This window comes from Paenibacillus sp. FSL W8-0439 (genome assembly GCF_038008995.1).
GTDB lineage: Bacteria > Bacillota > Bacilli > Paenibacillales > Paenibacillaceae > Paenibacillus > Paenibacillus polymyxa.
Genome location: NZ_JBBPAK010000001.1, coordinates 5360378 through 5382617, shown reverse-complemented (window position 1 = coordinate 5382617; position 22240 = coordinate 5360378). Strand labels below are relative to the sequence as shown.

Here is a 22240-nt window from a genome sequence, read left to right as displayed (position 1 = left end):
TATCGTGTGAAAGTCTGTTCCAGGAGCATAATCAAGAGGCAGGTAGGGAAAACTGAATGGAGCAAAAAAGATTTCAGCAAACGGCTGAGTTCAGATAGCCTTGCCTTTTAAAATGTGGACAAATTGTGAATACCATAAAAAGCTATTGTAATGTGAAAAATATCACACTATAATAAGCGCATGAAGTGAAATAAATCACAAGAAGTAATGAGTTATCTAAGTGAAAGTATTCACAATTATTATACATTTTATGCCCACACACCAAGGAGGAATTCAACATGAAAGTAGCAGTTATCGGATGTACACACGCAGGTACGGCAGCCATAGTCAACACAGCTAAATGTTATCCAGATGCCGAAATTACGGTCTATGAGCGTAATGACAATATTTCATTTTTATCTTGTGGTATTGCACTGTATGTAGGTGGTGTCGTCAAAGATCCGCACGGATTGTTTTATTCGTCCCCAGATCAACTGGCTGATATGGGTGTAGTGACCAAGATGCTTCATGAGGTAACGAGTGTAGATACAGCGGGCAAGACGCTGCATGCACGTAATCTCCAAACCGGTGAGGAATTTACGGATACATTTGATAAATTGATTGTGACTACTGGATCGTGGCCAATTATTCCGAAGCTGGAAGGCATTGAACTTGATCATATTTTGCTCTGCAAAAACTATAATCATTCGAATGAAATCATTGAGAAAGCTCAGCACGTACAGAACATTACTGTCGTGGGAGCTGGATACATTGGTGTTGAGCTGGTAGAAGCTTTTCAAATGAACGGTAAGAACGTAACGCTGATCGACAGTGCTGATCGTATATTGAATAAGTATTTAGACCATGAGTATACAGACCGGATTGAGAATTCCCTGAGAGAACATGGCATTAAGCTGGTACTTGGCGAGACAGTAAGTCGTTTTGAGGGGACTAACGGTAAAGTAAGTAAGGTCGTGACCTCCAAAGGAGAATATGAAACAGAGCTTGTTATACTCTGTATCGGTTTCCGACCTCAAACGGATCTGCTCAAAGGTCAGGTAGATATGTTGCCTAACGGTGCGATCATTGTGGACAATTATATGCAAAGTAGCTGCCCAGACGTGTTTGCAGCAGGCGACAGTTGTGCAATTCGTTATAATCCAACCGGCAAAACAGCTTATATCCCATTGGCGACCAATGCGGTTCGTATGGGTACGCTGGTGGCACGTAATCTGGTACAACCTACCATTGCCTACATGGGAACACAAGGAACCTCGGGTATCAAAATTTACGAAGACAATATTGCAGGAACAGGAATGACGGAAGCCGCAGCAATGGACGAGGGGATGACTGTAGAAGCTGTAACCATTGAGGACAGCTACCGTCCTGAGTTTATGCCAACTTCTGAAAAGGTGTTGCTGAAGGTTGTATATGAGCAGGAGACACGGAGAATTGTTGGGGCACAAATTATGTCGAAGGTCGATTTGACGCAATCCATTAACACCCTGTCTGTAGCCATTCAAAATCATATGACCATTGATCAGTTGGCCTTTGTCGATTTCTTCTTCCAGCCGCACTATAACAAGCCTTGGAATTTCCTGAACGCGGCAGGTTTGCAGGCATTGCCTACAATATCCGAACGGAACCCAGTTACTGTATAATCCGATTTGTCTGTGACATTGTTCATAAGTTTGTCAACAATCTGAAAGCGTACGGATGAATCCTTATAGTACAATATAGAGAGCATAAGGATTAGGGGGAGAAGTAGATAATGGGTTTGTTTTATATCCTTTTTCTTGTAGTTGTCGCAGCCATCGGTCTGGGCGGAGTACTTTGGTTCTTGAAAGCCGTTGAAAAGGAAGAATATAATTAAATGTAAAGCGCATAGCAGCGCAGTAGCAGTAGATGTAATAAAATAGAAAGACAGTCCTTTTTCGAGGGCTGTTTTTTTTATAGCTGAGAAAGTGATTTTTTTCACAAACAAAATCACTGATTTTAAATAAAATATGAAAGAAGAATATTTTGTTTAAAAGATATTAAAGGAGCGGGGGCAGATGGCAAGCTATAAACCGGGGCAAATTGCCGAAAAGACGGTGGAAACAGGAGTGGCCAAGGCGAACAACCCGTGGACTGTGGCGGTGGTATTGGGATTTTTGGCAGGTGCATTTATTGCACTCGGGTTTTTGCTGGATATACGCGTTATTGCAAGTGCACCTAAAGAATGGGGAAGCATTGCTACCTTTATTGGAGCTGCGGTGTTCCCTGTAGGTCTGGTGTTAGTTTTGATAGCTGGTGGGGAATTGCTGACCGGTAATATGATGGCAGTCCCTTTGGCGAGATGGGCAGGACGAATTAAGACAGGAGCCATGCTTCGTAATTTGGCAATTATTACGCTCAGTAATTTTGCAGGTGCATTATTTGTTGCGTTTTTCTTTGGGCATGTTCTAGGCTTGACCGAAACGGGTCCTTACCTGGATAAAGTGGTGGATATGGCAGGGCATAAGCTGCATGAAAGCTTTTTGCAGTCTTTTATATCAGGTATAGGATGTAACTGGCTCGTAGCACTGGCTGTATGGATGGCATATAGCACAGACTCTATCGGCGGCAAAATTATGGGAATTTGGTTCCCGACCATGGCCTTTGTTGCTATTGGATTCCAGCACGTTGTTGCCAATATGTTTCTCATTCCGGCGGCTATATTTGCAGGTCATTTTTCGTGGGCAGAGTATGTTATGAATTTTATTCCGGTCTGGTTGGGGAATTTGGTAGGAGGCAGTCTGTTTGTGGCTGGAGCCTACTGGCTGGCCTATCTGAAAAAAACTCAAGCTAACACACATTCCGTGAATGAACCTCAAACTACTTCTTCAGTTACATCCAAGCCGTTGAGTGATCATGCATAATCACGTTACTTTATGAAGCAATAAACAAAGCAAATCCGCCATGACAGGCCCGGGGGAACGAAACCTGTCATGGCGGATTTTTTTGGGAGTGGTCCATGATTTGGCATGGAGGATGAGTGTGCTCTCGTCCATAATGCCTTGATCTCTTTTACCCTGGGTATGTAATGATGAAACAGAATGATAAATAAATAATTATACTTTTTAAAATTCCGTTTTGCTCTATGCAGCAGACGGATTTTTTTATATTTTGGAGAGCTACTGTGTGGTAAAATCCTTCTCTTGCCATAGGCCAAAGCTGTAGATATGATAAGAACAGTGTAATTTTTGGAAACGGTAACGGAAAGGAGCATTTAACCATGGATCATCGCAATAGCGCGCCTCTTGAGGCCACACTTCAACAAAATTTACAAAGAGGACAGCGGATGACGGAGCAGCAGAATGGTATTTTTCCGGCTGTATGCCCGTTGGATTGCCCGGATACGTGTGGGCTCCTGCTTCACAAGGAAGATGGAAAGATAGTCAAGGTGACTGGTAATCCGGATCATCCCATTACCAAAGGGGCTATATGCAACAAAGTCCGCAATATGACCGAGCGCGTATATGATCCGGATCGGGTGCTTTATCCGTTGAAGCGTGTAGGTGCCAAAGGGGAAGGGAAATTTGAACGAATTAGCTGGGAGGAAGCAGTCGATACCATTACAGGTCGGTTCAAGGAGCTGATACGTACGGATGGACCGGAATCCATACTCCCCTACAGCTTTTATGGCAATATGGGCGTATTGAGTGTGGATGGAATGGATCGTCGCTTTTTCAATGCACTAGGTTCAAGCCAGCTGGATCAGACGATTTGTAGCGTGGCTGGGAATGAAGGCTGGGCATCCGTTATGGGGTTTAAGGGCGGCACGAGCCCGGAGGATACAGAAGATGCAGATCTCATTATTGTATGGGGTGGAAATGTCATTAGCACCAACATGCATCAGGTCGTATTGGCTGAGAAAGCACGTAAAAAAGGTGCTAAGGTGGTCGTAATTGATGTTCATCGCAACCGGACGGCGCAATGGGCGGATTGGTTCATTCCATTATATCCGGGTACGGATACGGCGCTTGCGCTGGGGGTTATGCATGTACTGTTTGATCAGGGACTGACAGACGACGAATTTTTACATCGCTATACTGTAGGTCACGAGGAACTGCGTGAGCATGTTAAGACCTATACACCAGAGCGGGTTTCGCGGATTACCGGCGTGCCGAAAGAGGATATTATCCGTTTGGCGGAAATGTACGGAAAGGCGCGAGCGGCCTATATCAATATTGGAAATGGGCTTCAGCATCATGATAATGGCGGTATGAACGTACGCGCAGTTACATGCTTGCCTGCACTCACTGGACAATGGTTGAAGCACGGCGGAGGAGCGTCGCGCTCCAATGGCGCTTATGCCAAGATTAACAGCGCCCATCTGGAGCGTCCTGATCTGCGACAGAACCCGGATGCCCGGGTGATCAACATGAACCGGATTGGAGAGGCGCTGCTACAAAAGGAACAGCCGATTAAGGCGTTATTCGTATATTGTAGTAATCCAGTAGTTGTAGCACCCGATTCGCAACGGGTAACGGAGGGATTTGAACGAGAGGATCTGTTTACGGTTGTTCATGACCTGTTCCTTACCGATACGGCCTGCTATGCAGATATTGTGCTGCCTGCTGCGTCTTCTTTTGAAGGAACAGATCTATACAAATCGTACTGGCACCACTATATCCAGATGCAGAAGCCTGTTATTGATCCGCTAGGGGAAAGCAAAAGCAATTATGAGCTATTTAGCCTGCTCGGACAGGCAATGGGCTTTGATGAAGCTGTCTTTACGGAAAGTGAAGAGGATATGATCGCAGGCGCGCTTGATAATCCAACGAACCCTTATCTCAATGGTGTAACCTTGGATGCCTTAACAAAGTCGCCTTTTGTAAAGCTCGATATGACGCCAAAGGCTACTTATTTGGAGCGTTTAACTACGCCTTCAGGCAAGATAGAGTTGTATTCGGAAAAGATGAAACAAGCAGGTCTGCCTGCATTGCCCTCCTATGTACCGCTGGTCGAAGGGTATGACGGAGAGCATCGGCCGCAAGCGGATGATCGTTTTCCATTGATGTTTGTTTCACCGCCAAACCATAATTTTTTGAATTCTACATTTGCTAATTTGCCCAAACATCAGCGCTTGGAACGGGAGCCCTTGCTGCAAATTCACCCGGAGGATGCTCAGGCAAGAGACATCGCAGATGGTGATCCGGTTACCGTCTGGAATGACAGGGGAATGTATGAATTGAAAGCCAAGGTCACCGATCTGATGCTGCCCGGCACGGTGATTAGCCAAGGATTATGGTGGAAAGGCAAAGGACGCAGACAGCGCGCCAATGCGTTAACCTCTGACCGGCTGTCGGATATGGGGCAGGGGGCTACTTTTTTCTCAACGGTGGTGAATGTGAAGCGCCAATGAGAAACTGCCTTTCATGGCGCCAGGTGCAAAAGGAGAAGCAAAACATATGAAATGGTTGGAGTCTTATCCGAAAGAAGTAAAAGTATTTCTCATTGCCAGCCTGATTAATTCCGCCGGAAGTTCCCTCATGTGGCCGCTCGTTAGCATGTATGTATTTGACGAACTGAACCGTAGTATGGAAGATGCGGGGATTGCAATTTTAGTGCAGTCTTTAGGCGGAATTTTTGGTCAAGTGCTGGGCGGAGCCCTTTATCATCGTATTGGAGCCAAGCAACTGATTGTCGGCTCACTGGCCATGAATGCGTTGGGACTTCTCTCGCTTCCATTTACCAGTGGTCATTGGGTGGCTTTTGTCATCATGATGGGCTTTATCGGCTTTTTTAATGTGGTATCTGTGCCTGCGATTCAGGCCTTTGTAGGTTTTCGTTTTGCTGACCGACGTGGAGAGCTGTTTAATATCATTTATGTCGCGAACAATATTGGGGTGGCACTCGGAACGGGACTGAGCGGCGTTCTGGCCGACCTTTCCTATCAGCTCAGCTTTGTGATGAACGGGGTGACTTCTGCGGTATTTGCTGGATTCTTCTGGTCTTATCTAAGCAGGGTAGATCGGGAAGAGGGAGAAGTCCAGCTCAGCAAGTCTGTGATGAAAAAAGAAGAAATACCCGCTCGGTTGCTATTTTGTGATACCAGGCTGTATCTCTTTGTGGGGTTAGGCTCGCTTTTTTTATGGTTCGGCAATTCGATCTGGAATACGGGAGTCTCTCCCCATATTATTGAACAGGGCTTGCCTAAAACGATGTATGGATTATTATGGACGTTGAATGGTATTCTCATTTTTGCCGCACAACCTATTATTTTCTGGATCAAACGGCTGTACGCTCATCACGCTTCTGCGCAAATGACATGGGCTGGAGGATTTTATTTGGCAGCTTATATTGTCATACTGGGCACACAGAACTATACTGGGATGATATTCGCTATGGTACTGGCGACTCTGGGAGAAATGCTGATTGCACCTGCGGTTCCAGCATTCCTGTCTGATCATGGAGGTCGGGGCGCACCCTTTTACATTGGACTTGTGGGGGGCATTGGTGCAGCCGGACGGGTGATGGGACCTTATTTTATGGGGAAGTTGTATGATGGCGGTGGGTTACCTCCTACACTTTGGCTGGCAGCGGGCGTAGCGGTGTTGTCGATTCTATTTTTTGTCCTGCATAGCTGGTTGAATCGTTACCGTCACAATATGGGTGATTTTGATACTTCTTCCAAGGTGGACGTTCCCAGTTCTTAAGTCCTAATAAAAGTTCAGTAATGAGCTGCGATTATGGTACAATAAGTGACGAATGGTTGCAGTTATTGCTCAGGAAAGCCTTCACAGGAAGGATTGAAAGGAATTGTTTACAAGTCAACCCTTGACGATACGTCATTCGGAGATGAAGGATGCTCCTGATCTGATTGCGCTGGATGAATTGGTATGGAATGAACGCACGGCTCCTGCTTCGCTGTCATGGAAGTCGCGCGGAGAGTTTCTGCGCAATACGCCTCCAGGCTCTCAACTGGTTGCCATCGAACAGGAAGTGCTCTGCGGGTATATTGGATTTCGTCCTCCAACGCTGTTGGCTAGTAATTGTCATGTACTCGAAATAAATATAGCTGTACGTCCAGACTATCATCGCAAAGGTATTGGGACGGCGCTTATGAACTCCATGAAGGAGATTGCAGCTGCGGAGGGCATCCGCAAGTTAAGTTTGCGTGTACTGTCCTGTAACACGGAAGCCCTTATGTTTTATGAAAAATGCGGTTTTGCAATTGAAGGGCGGCTGCATGAGGAGTTTTATATCGCAGGCCAATTTGTGGATGATGTTCTAATGGCCTATTTCCTAAAATAGACCGGAGGATACAGACAGACAGGCAGCAACATTCGGTTGTGATGTCCAGTTCATAATCAACAACGCCGCAGACCTGATCAGGCCTGCGGCGTTGTTGTGCAGTACAAGGCTATCGAAGTTGCTTCCATTCATTCTGGAGCATACCATACACTGCGTGGTTCATATAGCCATCTGGCAGCAACTCTGCTTCGCGTACAATGCCTTCGAGCACAAAGCCCAGGCGTTCTGGAATACCGCGGCTGCGGCGGTTTGTCGTTGCACAACGGATTTCGACCCGATGCAAGTCCAACTCCACCAACGCATATTCGACGAATACGCGGCAGGCACTGGTCATGAGACCCTGTCCTTCGTAACCGTGCCCAAGCCAGTATCCGATGCTAACCGAACGGTGAGCCCAATTGATCTCATGGTAGCTGATGATGCCAGCAAGCTCGTTGTCTATCCAAATTCCAGCGGTCAGGCTACCGTTCTCTGCGGCTTGTTTCAAGGCGCCTTGCACGAACTGCTCTGTATGGCTGATTTCCGTGGTGGAGTCTACCCATGGAAGCCATTGACGCAGACGGTCACGGGACATTTCGATCAGCTCAAACAGAGGCTGCACATGCTCCTTGGTGAGCGGCCGAAGGACTGTGCGTTCGTCCAACGCATATGTAAACATGATTAATCCCCTCTTTCACTCGGAAAATCGCTAAACCAGCCAGTCTAGCATTTAATCCCATGCTACCTTATTCTGCGAGAGTCGTCAAAAGGGAGAGGAAGCTTCAAATTTTATAGGTCCCACCCGGAACCGCCCCTGCTCGTATACATATTTCAGATCCAAATCCCCTACAAATTCGCTTGGCGATACGCTACCGGATACAGTGGCATGGAGTGGGAATTGTTCGGCGTCATACATTACAACAGAGCTAAAATCGAGATGCTTTGTAAACTGGGCTGGATCATCGTAAAATACAGACGCTTTGGGGTCCATCGTGTGTGTAGTACCGTCAATCATAACAGCGATATGTACCTGGCGGTTGTGGTCACGTAGCTCCACGGAGCTGTGTACTCGCTGGGATACAGCATTTTCCGCTGATTCAACGGCATATTCCTCCATTGTCTGTACGTTAACAATATGCAACTCCTGCAATTCCACACCCGTTCCCGAGGCACGCGTGAGAATGACAACGGCTTCACGGATCCCGTCTTCGTTTACATCTCTGTAAAATAACTGTGGTGCGGTGGAAATATCCGCCGAGCCCGACCACTGGAATGTGCGGCGCTGCTGGCCGATTTCCAGTACGGCTGAATGAAAGAGCCCCTGAGACGGGCTCACGGCATATAAGCGGACAGATGAGTCTTCTGGCGCGCTGGCCAGCGGATGAGATAATGCAGTTTCGGTCACCATGTTTGAAGAAGGATGATCGGTAGTCATAACGGAAGAGGACAGTAGCATAGACAGCAGGATGACGATCAACAGCTTAAACACGGGTGGGTCTCCTTTTCCGGTAAAATAAAAGATATATACACTATAACGAATTTATTTGCCGAAAATGTTAACTCTTTTTCATAACTTGCATCTTTTTTTGCTGAAGAGAGCATCCCGATTTTCATTTTATTGAGTTATGCGGTGTGAAAGGGTATATTTAAGGGAACAGGTTGTATACAGATTATACGGAAGAAAGGTTGATTAGTGTGGAGAAGCCGATTACTCCCCCCAATTTTATTAAAAATGTTATTGAAGAGGATTTACGTACGGGTAAGGTCAAGGAGGTTGTTACACGCTTTCCACCTGAACCCAACGGATATTTGCATATTGGACATGCTAAAGCCATCTGGATCAATTTCTCGTTGGGAGATGAATTCGGAGGACGCACGAACCTGCGTTTTGATGACACCAATCCGGCGAAGGAAGACACGGAATACGTGAACTCCATTCAGGAGGACGTGAAGTGGCTTGGTTATGAATGGGAAGAAAAACATTTTGCTTCCAATTACTTTGAAGAGATGTACAAGCGTGCTATCCTGCTGATCCAAAAGGGGAAAGCCTACGTAGATGACCAAAGTGCGGACCAAATCCGTGAAACGCGCGGAACACTGACAGAACCGGGACAAAACAGCCCTTATCGGGATCGCAGTGTGGAAGACAATCTGAAGCTGTTTGAAGAGATGCGTGCAGGCAAATACCAGAATGGTGAAAAGGTGCTGCGTGCCAAGATTGATATGGCTTCGCCAAACATCAATTTGCGTGACCCAGTTATTTACCGCATTTCACACACGGCCCATCACAATACAGGCGATACCTGGTGCATCTATCCGATGTATTCCTATGCTCATCCGCTGGAAGATGCAATTGAGGGCGTAACCCATTCGCTTTGTTCGCTGGAGTTCGAAGATCAACGCCCACTGTACGATTGGGTTGTAGCTGAATGCGAGATGGAAAACGTACCTCATCAATACGAATTTGGACGGCTAAATCTAGCTCAAACGGTAACCAGCAAACGTAAGCTCAAGCTCCTGGTTGATGAAAAACACGTAGACGGTTGGGATGATCCACGGATGCCGACCATTTCCGGTTTGCGTCGTCGCGGCTATACGCCAGAGGCCATTCGCAGCTTCGTATATGAGACAGGCATTTCCAAAGCCTACGGAGTCATTGATTTGCAGGTGTTGGAGCATTTTGCACGTGAGGATTTGAAGCTTAAGGCTCCTCGTACGATGGCAGTTATAGATCCGTTGAAGGTGGTCATTACGAACTATCCTGAAGGACAAGTGGAAATGCTGGAGGCGGAGAACAATACAGAAAATCCGGAGCTTGGAACACGCCAAATTCCGTTTTCTCGTGAGATTTATATTGAGCGTGAGGATTTCATGGAGAATCCGCCGAGCAAATACTTCCGTTTGTTCCCTGGTAATGAGGTGCGTCTCAAACATGCTTACTTCATTAAATGCAACGATGTCATTAAGGATGCGGACGGTCATGTAACGGAGATTCACTGTACCTATGATATAGAAACCAAGAGTGGATCGGGCTTTACGGGACGTAAAGTGAAAGGTACAATCCATTGGGTTGAGGCTACTCAGGCTGTTCCGGCTGAATTCCGTTTGTATGAGCCATTGATTAACGCAGAGGAACCAGAGGTGCTGGAAGAGGATGGATCGGAAAAAACATTCCTTGATCAATTAAATCCGAACTCTTTGGAAATTGCTCATGGCTATGTGGAGCGGAATATGAAAGAAGCACAATCGCAGGACAAGTTCCAATTTTTCCGTCATGGTTATTTCAGTGTAGATCCGAAGCTTTCCAAACCGGGTGAGCCTGTATTTAACCGTGTGGTATCATTGAAAAGCTCTTTCCAATTGCCTAAGCAATAAGACGTTGGAAACAGTGGGACGGATGGTTGCTTCGTGCGACCAAGTGAAAAAGGAGTCTGCCAACGGCAGACTCCTTTATTTTACGCACAACCGTTCTTCAGAACATGTCCATTGACTTGAAGACACTCTATTGTCGTTGTGGTGCTTCTTCTATTGGTTTATGCTCGCCTGGTTTGTGCTCGCCGCCATGCCCTGGCTGGTAGCCGTTCTTGTACAGCATATACCACATGATAGCGAATCCCGCAGAGCCCAGCAGGGCGAAGAAGACACCTGCATGGTACATCATTTCACCGCCGAAGTTCTGGAATAGCCAACCGCCAGCAAAACCTGCTACGATACCGGATATACCACTCCAAGTCAAGGTATATACGGCCTGTCCGGATGATCGGTATGCTGCAGGAGTGAACAGGACGGTTAACTGGGTGCCTACATAGAAATATCCACCGAAGGTGACACAATGAAGTGCCTGAATGAACACGATCTGGATCGGGTCTGTAGCCAGCGCCATGAGTTCCCAACGTAAGGCAAACAGCAAACTGACGAGTGCCAAACAGCCGACCATCACGGTCATTTTTTTCCTCAAGAAGCGATCAAACAGTAAAAAGACAATAATTTCGAATACCGATGACATAAAAACGGCAAAACCAAGCATCAGCTTGGACCCACCCAGTTCGGTGATGTACAAGGACATAAAGGCGCCGTTGATTGAATTAGGAATTGATACAAGGATGCCTAACAAAATGAAGGATATGAAATATCCGTTTAATATAATACTGCCAAAGCCACGCAAATGAATGGTTGCCGTCTCCACAGTGCTTTTCAGTGGTGGAATTGCCAAAGTGCAGATCAATGCAGCCAGAAGCAGTATCGTAAAGATAGTCGATATACTGGATACTCCTGTGTGGTCAACAACGATGCCGGCAACTGCCGCAGTCACAGCCCAACCGAAGGAACCCCATATGCGAAATGAACCAAATTTCCGGTCCGTGCCCTCAATATAACTGAGAATCAGGGTATTGCTTTGGGCAAATAACGGGCTTTGAAAAAAGTAAAAGCCAATCATCGACACATAAATCATGACATACGTGTGAACATGAAATAAAGCTTGGAGCAGTAACAGTGTACCTATAATCATAAATAGTAGGATACGTCGGAGATTTCGGCTGCGGTCGCTTGTATATCCCCAGAAAGGATTCGCGAATACAGATACAAAAGGTCCGATGGCCATCAGACTCCCGATTTCCAGCTTGTCCATGCCGATATCTTGTAGATACAACGGAAAGAAGCTGGAGAAAATGACCATAGCTCCATATAGAAAAAAGTTATATAGCTTTAGGGAATATAGGGGAGTCTCTTGAATTTCTCTCTTTTGCAAGACAAGCCATTCCTTTCTTAGCCCGATAGAGAACTACGCACCGATGTCGATCTGTGGGAATGTTCTTTATTCCAATGTATCATGTGTTGAAAGGGTTAACAAACCAATAAAATTACAATTATGTAAATTTCAATTTTGTCCAAAATTCCATATGCATATTTGTGATTGTTTTTAGAAAAAAAGGAGGAGTTTTCCGTGGAAGTGACTGGTATTATCATCGCAGGAGGACGTTCCAGCCGAATGGGACAGGATAAGGCCCTGCTTGAGATTGAGGGAGCTACTATGCTTGAACGGACATTTATTACCTTACAGCAGGCGGTCCAACGGGTGGTAGTAGTCACTCGTGACGATCAAGAATATGGACTGAGCGGTATTGAGACTATATCTGATATCTATCCGGGTATGGGACCCTTGAGTGGTATTCATGCAGGCTTATCTGCATCTACTACCGAATGGGGAATAGTCGTGGCCTGTGATATGCCTTTTGTACAGCTGGAAGTGCTGCAAGCCTTGCTCGTTTTAACTGAAAAGTGGGCGGCGCCCAAAGAAGCAGCGGAATCACCACTGCAAGCGGTAATTGCTTCTGTGGCTGGACGTTTGCATCCTTTGCTGGGAGTGTATCATCGGAGCATACTGCCATCTGCTGAGGAACGTTTGCGGAATAAACGGCTCCGTCTCACCGAATGGTTGGAAACGTTGAATGTTCGTTATGCCACTATAGAGGACATGCCGGGAGTGACAGAGAATATGTGGCACAATGCCGTGTTCAACATGAACAAACCTCAGGATTACAAGCTTGTGTTAGAGCAGTTCCGGAAGGATTAGAAGCATTTAGAGAATATTAAGCAATGAATTTGGGGGAGTACATAACATGCTGGAAGCTATTATTCATGCCGTTTTATTGGCATTGGGATTGATTTTGCCTTTAGGGGTACAAAATGTATTTGTGTTTAATCAGGGGGCGTCCCAGTCGCGGTTTCGCAATGCCTTGCCTGCGGTCATTACAGCGGGTATCTGTGACACCATTCTGATCACGCTTGCCGTTGGGGGTGTATCCCTTGTTTTGCAGCAATTTCTATGGCTCACGAATGTGCTTTATGCGGCGGGCTGTTTGTTTTTGCTGTATATGGCTTGGACTCTTTGGAGGTCCAAGGCTGCTTCCTCGGGAGAAAGCCAGCCGATGCTGCCGAAACGCCAGATGATTTTTGCTGCCTCGGTATCGCTACTGAATCCACATGCCATACTTGACACGGTTGGTGTAATTGGAACCAGCTCCCTTCAATATAACGGCGGGGAACGTTGGGCCTTCGGTCTGGCTGCCGTGTCAGTATCGTGGATATGGTTTGTGGGTCTGGCAACGGCGGGCCGGCTTGTAGGACGTATGGATTCAGAAGGAAAGTTTGGTACTATGCTCAACAAAATATCGGCACTGATTATTTTGGGTCTGGCCATTTATATGGCGATAACTTTTATGACTAGTATGTGACCCAAGCCTTGTTAGAAGAAAAATTTCAATAAAGCGAATACACCGCTCAAAGCAAAGGGGACACCGATCAAAAACAACATAAAGGCCAGACAGCCGGCACCATTTACACCGCCGGCAATTCGGGCGTCCCGAGGGTTGGCCGGATTGTATAGTACCTTAATCTTGCTGCCAACCCGGTTGAGGCTGAGATTGGTACTATAAGGATTCCAGAATTCCACGACTTCACCTGAAGCGGTATAGAAGCGTACCTTTAATCGGCGGGTGTAGCTGGTGTCTACCGGATCATCACGGTCAAAGGGAACGACATCTATGTCTACTTCGATATGCGCGTCAACGATTTGCCCTTTGGTACGGACCCAGTGGCGTTTACGATAACGGTGGCGACGGATCGTTCTGAATCCGAAATAGATGAGCAGCAGACCGATCAAGCTGAACAACGGCATGAGCAGATCGGAGCTAAAATGAAACCAGTACACATTGAAATCAATTGAAATGATAATCTACTCCTTCAAACCAAGTGATAAACAATATATCGGATATACTTAGGAATAGTTTAATTTTTCCATAGAGAATAAGGTGGAGATGAATGGAGTATAAAAAAAGATCCGCTTCCCCGGGAAGTGGATCTTTTTAATAGCTGTGGGGACTACTTCTTGCTCGATTGGGACATGTCAAAATCAACATCCTCGATAAATTCGATAACCTCACCATTAGGGCTGTGGACTAATGCATTGGTGACTACTAGAGGAGGTTCGCCAAGTGTAAGCTGATTGGGCTCCACAAAGGTTCTTGCTCCGTGGACAAGGGCTTTTTGGTATATTTCATCCACATTGTCTACGTAAAATGCGAGGTGTAATAAAGCCCCATGAGCAATGTCCTGCTCGGATGCAGCCTTTTTCCCTTGGGCAGGAATGACGGCATCGTTATCAAAGATTTCGAGACAGGTTCTTTGGTCAGGTGAGATCAGCATGGAAGCTTCTTGAATCCGAAAGGATGGAAGACTCCAGTGATGTCCTCTTTTAAATCCCAGTACTTCGGTATAAAATGCAATGGTTGCTTGATGATCACGGGCTTGGATGGCCACATGAGCTAGTCCCTTCACACTCATTTCAGATCCTCCTTATATGTAAGTAAACCTTATTATATGAATAATTATGTGCTACATATATATTTAAAATAAGTTTTTTATACTATATTGGTTATGAAACCGAAGATATTTTAGATGAAAAACGTTACTTTTTAAATCCAAATCAGGAGGTACTTGATATGCAGCATCACATAGACGAGATAGACTACAAAATCATGAAATTGTTACAGCATGATGCGCGAATAACGATTTCCCAAATCAGCAAAGAAATTTCGATGTCACAACCGTCCGTTAAAGAAAGAATGACCAAGCTTGAAGAACGAGGGATTATTTCTGGATATAATGCTGTATTTAATTTACGGGAACTGGATCGGGGGACAACTACGTTTATTCTGATAAAAACAGAACATTGCCAAGAACTGATTGGTTTTTGTAAGGAGGCGAAGGAGGTTACCGATTTATTCCGCATCAGTGGGGAATTTAATTATCTCATTAAGGTACAAAGCGCGTCTGTAGAGGAAATTGCAGAGTTTCAGGATTCACTAGTCAAGCTGGGGCCTTCCAAATCGCATATTTGTATGAAAAATATACTGGAAAACAGGGTTTTGTTGTAAGTCATCCGGCAACGCATATTTGGAACATAAATCATTCAGAAAGCTGATATTCGTAGCATTAAATTAAGCGAATGATTGGATGAAATAAAAAAAGTGACGCTGAATTACACCAGCGTCACCGTAATTCCTTGCTTCAGACGTTCCACGTCCTGAAGCTCGATCTTGCCGGCCATGGCGTGCAGAGCAGCCGCCGTGCCGCAGGCCGCTCCCTGCCGTAGCATGGCAGGGAGCTCCAGCCCCGCCACCGCGCCGCTAACTAGCCCGGCGACCATGGCGTCACCGCTGCCGAGCGCGCTGACAATGTCCGCGTCCGGCAGGCTTACCCGGTAGCGTGCATCGCGCGTTACCGCTAGTGCCCCGCGTGCGCCGAGAGAGATGACGGCCAGCTGCGCTCCGGCTTCCAGCAGCTGTGATGCCGCTGCTTCAGCGGCATCTGGGCGCGTGGCGTCGATCCCCGCGAAGCGGGCGGCCTCTTCCTCGTTAGGCTTTACGAGGTCGGGCTTCCCGCGCAGCCCCAAGCGCAGCGCTTCGCCGCTCGCGTCCAGCGCCACGCGCGCGCCGCGTTCCTTTGCCAGCGTGCACAGCTCGGCATACAGATCGGACGGGCAGCCGGGTGGCAGGCTGCCGGAGAGAACAACCCAAGCCGAATCCTCGGCAAGGGTCGCGATTTTGCGCCGCAGTGCGGCTAGTTCAAGCGGCCCAACGGTCGGGCCGCTCTCAATCAGCTCGGTCTGCGTGCGGGCAGCTGGGTCGAGCACGGTTATGGCGAGACGGGTTTCCCCGTATGCCGTTTCGATGAAATCGGCGCTTACGCCCTCCGTACTCAACCCGTCGATGAGCAGCCGTCCGGTATGTCCAGCTACAAACCCGGTCGCCCGTACAGGCTGACCTAGCGTGCGAATGACACGAGCGGCATTTACGCCCTTGCCGCCTGGTACCGTTAAGCCCCCTTCAATGCGGTGAACGGCATTCAGTCCAAAGCCTGCAACCGTGTAGATTTTATCCACTGCTGCGTTAAGTGTTACGGTGGTAATCACAAGGCATCACTCCTTTAAGAAATCAGCTTTAAGCCCAATGCTGCGGCAAGAATCATGGCGATGAATAAAACACGCAGTACGCTTTTTTGCTCACCATACAAAAACATGCCTGTAATCGTACTGCCGACGGTTCCAATGCCTGTCCATACGGCATAAGAAGTTCCCATCGGCAAACTTTTCATGGCGAAGCTGAGCAGAGAGAAGCTAAGAATAAAGGATAAAATCATAAGTGCTAAAGCCTTCCACCCTTTACCGACCGTAACTCCCTTCATGCCGATGACTCCAAGCACTTCCGAGCATCCCGCGATAACCAATGCAATCCAAGCCATTATGCACCACTCCCTTCCTGAGCATCACGATCGGTAACTAACTTCAAGCCGATCACACCTGCTAGCAAAAGGGCGATTAGCAGCGTTTTGGACCATTGAAACGGTTCCCCGAAAAGCAGCATTTCGCCTACGACGGTTCCCCCTGTCCCCAGTCCGGTAAATACAGCATACACCGTGCCTACAGGCAGACGCTTTGCAGCCTTCATGATTAAATAAAAGCTGGCCACCACAGCCAGCACAGTTACAGCCCAGGTGAGTACAGAATCTGCATGCTTCAAGCCTGATACCCATACGACCTCAATCAGGCCTCCAACAAAAACGTAAATCCAACTGCGATTCATGATGAATTTCTCCTCAATTCAGTATAATTTTCAATTACGACTGCTTCACCCTTCATGAGATGAAGTTAACGTAATCCCACGCCAAAAAATAGGCCATGCAGCGTTCAGCCTTCGGTGGTAGTTGGTGCTTCCACTGTACAGTAGCTCTACCATGATTCCATCCACCAGTGTCATGTAGGCTAAAGCCACATCTGCTGGTTCCATATGCCTAAAGAGTTCCCGATCCCGTACATTTCGAAGGCGACGAGTTAATTTTCGCTCCATTTGTTCCAGAAAAGGATTCACAATATTCAGTACCTCGTTATATAAAGATACAGGCGGAAAGAAGGAAAAGCGGAGCATAAACTTGGCTGAGTTGTTGCCCTCATATTCCTGTTCCATCCAGAACAGGAAATTATGCAGTGTATGCTCCAGCGACTGTTCTTTGCGTTCCGTAAAGTATTCGAAAACACGTAAATTCTGCTCTTGAAACGCATAACGTGCCACCTGCAAAAACAGATCCTCCTTGCCCTGAAAATGCGCATATATAGACGGTTTTCGGATTCCAACCTCGGCGGCAATACTGCTCAAGGATGCTCCCTCATACCCATTGGCGGCAAATTGGAAAAGAGCGGCCTTTCGAATCTCTTCCATTCCCATTATCATCACCTACCTAACGTTCGTTAGTTTATTTTTACATGAAAAAAAGTAAGTGTCAACCCATCAACATTTCGTAATGTACTTTGGATTTTTTTATTCAACATTTAAATAAAAAAGTGGGAAGAAATAAGGGGCTCATGTACAATATAATGAGGAATACCTGTTTAAATGCAGTCCATTGGAAGTGAGGTTAGTTATGAGGCGAAGCTTACTGGCCGTATTGATCGCGGCTATGGTGTTTATTATTTATTATTTTGGCTTGTTTAATTACATCGGTAAAAATGAAGGAACTGTCATCAGTATTTTCTCCACGCTGACGGTTATTTCCATAAGTCTGATTATTTTTACGGAGAATCGTAATCCTTCCACCACCATGTCATGGATTTTGCTGCTGGCGTTGCTGCCAGTCGTTGGACTTCCTCTTTATTTTTTGTTTGGGCAAAATGTATTCAAGCGCCGTAAGTATGACAAAAAGGCATTGCGTGACCAACAGGCTTATGAGCGTATCGAAAAGGATGCTTTGCGGGTCAAACGAGATTTGACCTGCTTTACAGATGAGCAGCAGCAGTTGATGCGTCTGGCGCGCAGACTGGCACGCTCCCCGATTTATTTTGCGACAGAAACCCAGATTCTGAATAATGGGGATGAAACCTTCTCCACGCTGCTGGAAGAACTGCGCAAGGCGCAGCATCATATCCATATGGAATATTACATTTTCCGCTCGGATGATATTGGTACCAGCATTCAGAAAATTTTGATCGAGAAGGCTAAAGCGGGTATTAAGGTTCGGTTTATGTACGATGCGGTCGGTAGTATACAATTATCGAAGGCATTTTTGAAGGAAATGAAAGATGCAGGAGTCGAGGTTGTTGCATACGGCGGCGCTCGGATTTTGTTCTTCTCCAGCCGGGTAAACTACCGTAATCACCGTAAAATTGTAGTTATCGACGGTAATATTGGATTAATCGGTGGCCTAAATGTGGGAGATGAGTATCTCAGCCGCAATAAAGCCTACGGCTTTTGGCGTGACACACATATGATTGTGAAAGGCGAAGCTGTGCGGACGCTGCAACTTATATTTTTACAGGATTGGCTTCATATGACGGGCGAATCGGTGCTGGATAGCGAATATCTGTCTCCCGATATTGAACCGATCACGGACGGCGGCGTACAGATTATTGCCAGCGGTCCAGATAACGAGCGGAGAGTGCTTAAAAATCTCTTTTTCTCCATGATTACATCCGCTCGAAAATCCGTCTGGATTGCCACTCCTTATTTTATCCCGGATGAAGATATCCTGACTGCTTTGCGGATGGCTGCTCTATCCGGGTTGGATGTGCGTATTCTGTTCCCCGCGAAACCGGATAAATGGCTGCCTTTTCTCGCATCCCATTCGTACTTCCAATCGTTGCTAGAGGTGGGAGTCAAGGTATATGAATATGAAAAAGGGTTCCTTCACTCCAAGCTTCTCATTATTGACGGGGAAGTTGCGACTATTGGGACAGCCAATATGGATATGCGCAGCTTCCATTTGAATTTTGAAGTGAACGCTCTGTTGATTCAAACACACAGTGTGCAGCAGATGGTGAACGACTATGAGCGAGATTTGCACAATGCCAGCTTGATCGTACGTGAGGAATTCATGAAAAAGCGTCTGTTCAAACGTTTGATGGAATCGCTCGCTCGGCTGCTTTCACCACTGCTGTAATGTACAAACGATGAGCTGTGGATATGGAAGCAGATCTTAGAGTCAAAATGTAGTAAAGCCCAAAATATCCTGGAGACGGTATACAATATCTTTCCAAAATGTTGAATGATCCTCGTAGGCCGCCAGCTCCAGGCTGTATTCAGCTCCCCGGTTATTCCACAGCTTATCAAAATAGGCCGTCACCTGTCGGGTCAGCTTGCTGTCCGCCCGAGCGGCCACCCACAGTTCATTCTCCAGATTCAAATCATCCAAATTACGGGGGGTCAAATTGGTAGAGCCACCCCAAATCAAATGCTCTCCTTGTGCCTTGGCAATATAAATCAGCTTCGTATGGAATTGCTCATGGGTAGTATGATACCAGCGAATTTGAATGTTTCCATCCGATTTATCGGATAACTCTTGGGCAACCGGACGATTAGGGATGCCTATTTTTTCCTGACCAAACGCGTTTTCATTGGGGTCCAGCAGCAATTGGATATTCACACCGCGCGCCGAGGCATCCAACAGGCTATTCAATACTTTGCGGTCAGCTAAATAAAACATGCCCATATGAATGCTGTCACCTTGCTTCGTATGCTTAATGCCATTCAAAATGGAGGTATACACTTTGCCTTCAGTGAGATATTTGATCCGGTAGCTGTCCTTACCTGATGGGAATAGGGGCTTTGCTTGAGGTGTGTAGACAGGAAGTTGCCCTCCGCCCGAGAAGTCCAATACCGCCTGCTCTGTTTGTAAAATATCTCCGATGATCGGCCCCTTCACCTCTAGGGCAACATTGGAATGATAGGCACTTGCATCGTGAACATTGCCTGTAGAAATGAGAGCAGTTTGCTCGTTGGTAACCAATTTTCGGTGATTGGCTTTGACGTTTAACAGCTTTAAATAGGAGCGAGCCGTAACGTCAGGTCCGTCACTGGCCATCAGATTGGGAATCCAGCCTGTGCCTTGCTGCCCGAACCACTGGAAAAAGGTGCGCCACACCGCTGAATAGATGGGCGTGGAGTCCCGCAATGGATCTACATCGGTCTGCACGACCTGAATTCCTACTTGCTTCATATTCTCCAACAAAGGATTGGGAGCAGAATTATAGTTGGTATTGACTTCATCTGTAATGAAAAAGATAGGCATCTCAGGATGGGCTTTCTTTTTGGCGATAAGATGCTGGGTCATTTGCGCGCTGACTTCGGGGAAGTGCTGCCCTTTATGTTTATAATCGTTGAACAGAAACAGGTCAATGACGATAAATTGCTGAGCTTCATCAATGATTCCGAGCATACGATTCAAAATTTGTCCTTCATGTTGTACAGTGCTTCCATCCCCAGTAGGGTAGGTCAAATCCGTCCAAAAGTTTACCTCGTTCGTTGAATACTCCTGACTCTCGTAAGAGACGAACGGAGGCAATGGTTTATGGGTTTGATACAGCATAACGGCAATCAGCCACAGGATAAGGACCAAAATGGCGATTTTAAGAGCACGGCCCTTGTACATGAATTTTCTTTGGGATTCCGGTGCAGAATGCAGCGGATTTTGTTTAGTCATACGACGATCAGCTCCTCCATTGAATGCTGCATTCCATTTTATCGTGACCGAACATGCAGATTATGATATAGATACTGTCTAATTATTACCGCAAGTCCACAGGATTGAAGCGGAATGCTGAACGGAATGAAATGAAGAACGTTTTATTAATTGAGGACATATGTCCTTTATAGGCAGGCTGACCTATACTTAAATAGATACAAAAGTCATTTATATGGGGAGAATAACGATTTATGAGAGGAATCTTGTTTGCTTTTCTGGGAGGCGCTTGTATTACGTTACAGGGGGTAGCGAATACACGGATTAGCCAGGATATCGGGACATGGCAGGCGGCTACCGTTACTCAGCTAATAGGTTTTATTTTGGCAGCATCAGTTTGGATGTTTACAAAGGATGGTCGTGTGTCTGAAATGAAACAGGTAAAGCCGATGTATCTTTGGGGTGGTGCTTTTGCGGCTATCATTATATTTAGTGAAGTCACAGCCATTCAACATATTGGGGTTACGTTCACAATCTCGGCGCTGTTGATTGCTCAGTTATGTTTAACCTTCCTGGTAGACATCAAAGGATGGTTCGGCATAGTGAAGCAGAAGATGAAGCTGCCACAATTTATAGGTATTGGTATGATGATCGCGGGTGTCATTATATTAAAACTCTAAAATAAAACTTTATTTATAGAAAAAGCTTAGAACGTAGAAAATGAAGGTGAGCTAAGCAATGAGAGAAATTCAGGATCAAGAGCAGCTAAAGTATTTTTTGCATCTGCATCAGTTAGAATCCATACTCTACGAGCCACTACATCCCTATTTGTCGCTGCATCGTTTGGAGCAAGGGGAAAAGCTCTGTTCGCAGGGGGACGCCATTGAGCATCTGTATATTCTGGTGCAGGGCAAGGTCAAAATTTTTACCAGCTCTACAGAAGGAAAGACTCTGATCCTTTGCTTCAAAACACCGATCGAGGTCATAGGAGATGTTGAATATATTCGTAATAGTCACGTCATCAATACAGTAGAGGCAGTGTCGCCGATCTATGTGATTGGTGTTCATCATCAATGGATGAATAAGTACGGCAGAGATTATGCTCCTTTGCTGCAATTTCTATTGGATATTGTCACGCGGAAGTTTTGCCTGGACTCTGATTTCTCCAATTTCAACCTGATGTACCCGGTGGAAGTTAGGCTTGCGAGCTACCTGCTATCTGTTTCTTTTGACGAATCCAATTCTGCCTTTCATGAGGAACTACGGGCATCCAGTCTGGTGGATGTGGCGAATTTGATCGGAACCAGCTACAGACACCTCAACCGTGTCATTCGCAAGATGATCGAAGAGGGATTGGTTGAACGGGCAAAAGGCTATATTGTCATTAAGGACAGAAAAGGTTTGAGTGAACTGGCTGGCCATAATATTTATGAATCGTTGTAATCATAGTGCTTTGAATAAGTGCAGCACAATAAAGGGACTATCAAGGGAG

General features: G+C 46.3%; 22 protein-coding genes. 12 read left to right on the top strand and 10 right to left on the bottom strand.

Annotated features, from left to right (window positions below; translation table 11 throughout):
• Nucleotides 1-278: 278 nt before the first annotated feature.
• The 5 genes from MKX36_RS23145 (at nt 279) to MKX36_RS23125 (ending at nt 7260) form a co-directional block, all read left to right on the top strand.
• Nucleotides 279-1640, top strand: coding sequence for an FAD-dependent oxidoreductase (locus MKX36_RS23145; RefSeq protein WP_025366031.1), 1362 nt, complete (start codon nt 279-281; stop codon nt 1638-1640).
• Nucleotides 1641-2033: 393 nt separating this feature from the next.
• A complete protein-coding gene (locus MKX36_RS23140) occupies nt 2034-2879 on the top strand; it encodes a formate/nitrite transporter family protein (protein ID WP_016822847.1) in 846 nt (281 codons plus the stop codon).
• A gap of 356 nt (nt 2880-3235) precedes the next feature.
• Nucleotides 3236-5368: a molybdopterin-containing oxidoreductase family protein gene (locus MKX36_RS23135; RefSeq protein ID WP_340865800.1), complete on the top strand. Its 2133-nt coding sequence runs from the start codon at nt 3236-3238 to the stop codon at nt 5366-5368.
• Nucleotides 5369-5414: 46 nt separating this feature from the next.
• The gene (locus tag MKX36_RS23130; protein WP_107733805.1) at nt 5415-6662 is read left to right on the top strand and encodes an MFS transporter; all 1248 of its coding nucleotides are present in this window, start codon (nt 5415-5417) and stop codon (nt 6660-6662) included.
• Nucleotides 6663-6765: 103 nt separating this feature from the next.
• On the top strand, nt 6766-7260 hold the full coding sequence (locus MKX36_RS23125) for a GNAT family N-acetyltransferase (protein WP_016822850.1): 495 nt from the start codon (nt 6766-6768) through the stop codon (nt 7258-7260).
• 109 nt (nt 7261-7369) lie between these two features.
• On the opposite strand, the gene MKX36_RS23120 is transcribed toward MKX36_RS23125, so the two are convergent.
• The gene (locus MKX36_RS23120) at nt 7370-7918 is read right to left on the bottom strand and encodes a GNAT family N-acetyltransferase (RefSeq protein ID WP_107733806.1); all 549 of its coding nucleotides are present in this window, start codon (nt 7916-7918) and stop codon (nt 7370-7372) included.
• Nucleotides 7919-8002: 84 nt separating this feature from the next.
• A complete protein-coding gene (locus tag MKX36_RS23115) occupies nt 8003-8728 on the bottom strand; it encodes a copper amine oxidase (RefSeq protein WP_340865797.1) in 726 nt (241 codons plus the stop codon).
• 206 nt (nt 8729-8934) lie between these two features.
• On the opposite strand from MKX36_RS23115, the gene MKX36_RS23110 reads away from it, so the two are divergent.
• Nucleotides 8935-10614: a glutamine--tRNA ligase/YqeY domain fusion protein gene (locus tag MKX36_RS23110; RefSeq protein WP_025366028.1), complete on the top strand. Its 1680-nt coding sequence runs from the start codon at nt 8935-8937 to the stop codon at nt 10612-10614.
• A gap of 127 nt (nt 10615-10741) precedes the next feature.
• On the opposite strand, the gene MKX36_RS23105 is transcribed toward MKX36_RS23110, so the two are convergent.
• Nucleotides 10742-11989, bottom strand: coding sequence for an MFS transporter (locus MKX36_RS23105; RefSeq protein ID WP_016822853.1), 1248 nt, complete (start codon nt 11987-11989; stop codon nt 10742-10744).
• Nucleotides 11990-12184: 195 nt separating this feature from the next.
• Between MKX36_RS23105 and mobA the strand changes: the two genes are divergently transcribed.
• Both mobA and MKX36_RS23095 read left to right on the top strand, forming a co-directional pair.
• Entirely contained in the window at nt 12185-12814 is a 630-nt protein-coding gene (mobA, locus tag MKX36_RS23100; protein ID WP_016822854.1) for a molybdenum cofactor guanylyltransferase, read from the top strand.
• 46 nt (nt 12815-12860) lie between these two features.
• Complete coding sequence (locus MKX36_RS23095; RefSeq protein ID WP_025366026.1) at nt 12861-13475, top strand: LysE/ArgO family amino acid transporter; 615 nt, start codon at nt 12861-12863, stop codon at nt 13473-13475.
• Nucleotides 13476-13486: 11 nt separating this feature from the next.
• On the opposite strand, the gene MKX36_RS23090 is transcribed toward MKX36_RS23095, so the two are convergent.
• Entirely contained in the window at nt 13487-13951 is a 465-nt protein-coding gene (locus tag MKX36_RS23090; protein WP_016822856.1) for a DUF3592 domain-containing protein, read from the bottom strand.
• A gap of 170 nt (nt 13952-14121) precedes the next feature.
• Entirely contained in the window at nt 14122-14583 is a 462-nt protein-coding gene (locus MKX36_RS23085) for a VOC family protein (protein ID WP_257126397.1), read from the bottom strand.
• Between the two features lie 158 nt (nt 14584-14741).
• Here MKX36_RS23085 and MKX36_RS23080 point away from each other — a divergent pair, with 158 nt between their 5' ends.
• On the top strand, nt 14742-15176 hold the full coding sequence (locus MKX36_RS23080; RefSeq protein WP_044786169.1) for an Lrp/AsnC family transcriptional regulator: 435 nt from the start codon (nt 14742-14744) through the stop codon (nt 15174-15176).
• 104 nt (nt 15177-15280) lie between these two features.
• Here MKX36_RS23080 and MKX36_RS23075 read toward each other — a convergent pair whose 3' ends face one another.
• From MKX36_RS23075 to MKX36_RS23060, 4 genes are read right to left on the bottom strand one after another with little or no spacing between them, the layout of a single operon-like run.
• A complete protein-coding gene (locus tag MKX36_RS23075) occupies nt 15281-16213 on the bottom strand; it encodes a 1-phosphofructokinase family hexose kinase (RefSeq protein WP_340865796.1) in 933 nt (310 codons plus the stop codon).
• Between the two features lie 14 nt (nt 16214-16227).
• A complete protein-coding gene (locus tag MKX36_RS23070; protein WP_016822860.1) occupies nt 16228-16542 on the bottom strand; it encodes a DMT family transporter in 315 nt (104 codons plus the stop codon).
• A complete protein-coding gene (locus MKX36_RS23065; RefSeq protein WP_016822861.1) occupies nt 16542-16883 on the bottom strand; it encodes a DMT family transporter in 342 nt (113 codons plus the stop codon). The genes MKX36_RS23070 and MKX36_RS23065 overlap by 1 nt, the downstream gene beginning before the upstream one ends.
• Nucleotides 16884-16928: 45 nt before the next feature.
• Entirely contained in the window at nt 16929-17522 is a 594-nt protein-coding gene (locus tag MKX36_RS23060; protein ID WP_340865795.1) for a TetR/AcrR family transcriptional regulator, read from the bottom strand.
• 196 nt (nt 17523-17718) lie between these two features.
• Between MKX36_RS23060 and cls the strand changes: the two genes are divergently transcribed.
• Complete coding sequence (gene cls / locus MKX36_RS23055) at nt 17719-19230, top strand: cardiolipin synthase (RefSeq protein WP_102997517.1); 1512 nt, start codon at nt 17719-17721, stop codon at nt 19228-19230.
• 42 nt (nt 19231-19272) lie between these two features.
• On the opposite strand, the gene MKX36_RS23050 is transcribed toward cls, so the two are convergent.
• The gene (locus MKX36_RS23050) at nt 19273-20769 is read right to left on the bottom strand and encodes a phospholipase D family protein (protein ID WP_340865793.1); all 1497 of its coding nucleotides are present in this window, start codon (nt 20767-20769) and stop codon (nt 19273-19275) included.
• Between the two features lie 233 nt (nt 20770-21002).
• Between MKX36_RS23050 and MKX36_RS23045 the strand changes: the two genes are divergently transcribed.
• Nucleotides 21003-21428, top strand: a complete 426-nt coding sequence (locus tag MKX36_RS23045) for a DMT family transporter (RefSeq protein WP_016822864.1) — start codon at nt 21003-21005, stop codon at nt 21426-21428.
• A gap of 58 nt (nt 21429-21486) precedes the next feature.
• Complete coding sequence (locus MKX36_RS23040; RefSeq protein WP_019688828.1) at nt 21487-22191, top strand: Crp/Fnr family transcriptional regulator; 705 nt, start codon at nt 21487-21489, stop codon at nt 22189-22191.
• Nucleotides 22192-22240: the final 49 nt, after the last annotated feature.